This window comes from Neisseria sp. HMSC70E02 (genome assembly GCF_001838645.1).
Taxonomy (GTDB): Bacteria; Pseudomonadota; Gammaproteobacteria; order Burkholderiales; family Neisseriaceae; genus Neisseria; species Neisseria macacae.
The window spans coordinates 1-1,736 of sequence record NZ_KV838099.1; the positions used below are offsets into that span (position 1 = coordinate 1).

The window sequence follows — 1,736 nt, forward strand, 5'->3', positions numbered from 1 at the left end:
AGGATTGGCGGGCAGTCATGGCGTTGATTTTAAAGATGACAATGAGGTTCGTATAGTAACTTGAATGTCATTAACGGTAAAGCAAATGGGATAAACGGTAGAAAGGCCGTCTGAATGGAGGTTTTTCAGACGACCTTGATAGAAGTTTGGTTTCTAACTCAATCTACGTTTTTCTAATTTAAGATAATCCGAATCATGATAGTAAGCTTTTTAGCCACTCAATGAACCGATCAAACCAACTTCCTTTATTTTCCTTTAAAGATTTCTGTTCAGTTTGAATAGCAACTCTATCTACACATTCACCTCTAATATAATCTTGAACCCTAAAATGACCATTTTGATCTTTTTTAAGGCAAATTGTATCTCCAAAACCAGTGAAATTCGGCTCTATCCTTAATTGTTCATTTTTATTTGGATCAGGACGCAGCCTAATTGCATAAACTTGCCTATCTTCTAATTTTAGATTTGGAAAGTTTGAAGAATTCAACATAATACATTTTTCTTTAGTCGGGTAATTTTCTTCAAATGTTGCCTCATAGAGCATGCTATCCATACTTTCTGAAAAAACTTGAGATATATCTATGAAATACGCACCAATCAAGCCGGTTTTTTCAATATAAAGGCAAGGATTATTATCTATCATCCTGATGCTAACTACACCATCTGCATTAGGGGCTTTGGAAAAAGCATTGCAATTAAATGTAAATAACAAAATTGACAATGCAGAAAATAGTTTTATGTACATAGAAATTCCAAGTAAGCAAAACAGCTATTGTAACGAATACGAAGCAAAGGTCGTCTGAAAATTTTCAGACGACCTTTGTGAAAGTTGGATTTCCACTTCAAACTACGCCTGTTATGTAAATAATGCGGTGTTTTCTTACATCTTTTTTCTTTAGTATTTTTATCCTGATTTAAACCTAAACCAATATACCCGCTAGTCATAGTCGAAAGGTTCGAATTCTTCGTCCAGCCGTTCACATGAGATGAACCGTTGTTCGGCGGCGCTGGTTTCTTCATCGCTCAACATGAACAATCCGCCCCATTGGTCTTTTTGATAGGGTTTTTGATAGGTTTGTCGGAGGAATTCATATTGTTCGGCGGAGAGGTAGGGGCGGTGGCTTTCCAATTGGGCAAACAGTTGCCTGCGGTAGTCTTCGGGAGAGGTATCTTCTTCGGGGAAATAGTCCGCTTGGGCTTGGAGCAGCCTGCGGAAGATGAAGTCTGCTAAGTTTGCGGCTTCTACTACGCTGAAGTCGTCGTCGTGATACAGACGTGTGATACATGGTTCGCCTTCTTGGCGGTAGTCGAATGCGTAGTAATCGCCATTGCCAGCTCCGGCAAAGGCGATGAGTTTGCCACGGTATTCGGGTTTCAAACTCATCCATTCACTGTCGTCGCATAGCTGTTCGTTGATTCCCTGCAATTCGTCGGCGTGAGGCAGTTCAAATTCCGAGCCGACCAGCAGTAAAGGCGGATATTCGAGCAACTTGGGAAAGGTTTCGCTATACCATTTGCTACCCAATTCGCCCCAGTCCAACATACCGTCGGCAGCGAGGCGTTTGTATAGGTTGGGCAGGGAGATGCCGTATTGCGTTTCGGTTTGGCTGATGAAATCCTGATAATTCATGATGTTTCCTTTGCTAGATTTTGGTTTTGAACTCTATTGAAACTGCGTTTTCAGACGACCTCTTCCCTTTCCATTTTATAGTGGATTAAATTTAAATCAGGACAAG

At 40.7% G+C, this 1,736-nt stretch carries 2 protein-coding genes; both read right to left on the reverse strand.

Annotation, left to right across the window (positions count from 1 at the left end; all coding sequences use genetic code 11):
- Positions 1-193: 193 nt before the first annotated feature.
- The gene (locus HMPREF3277_RS07195; RefSeq protein WP_070870538.1) at positions 194-745 is read right to left on the reverse strand and encodes a hypothetical protein; all 552 of its coding nucleotides are present in this window, start codon (positions 743-745) and stop codon (positions 194-196) included.
- Between the two features lie 192 nt (positions 746-937).
- Positions 938-1,630, reverse strand: coding sequence for an SMI1/KNR4 family protein (locus tag HMPREF3277_RS07200; RefSeq protein ID WP_070870540.1), 693 nt, complete (start codon positions 1,628-1,630; stop codon positions 938-940).
- Between the last annotated feature and the right edge of the window lie 106 nt (positions 1,631-1,736).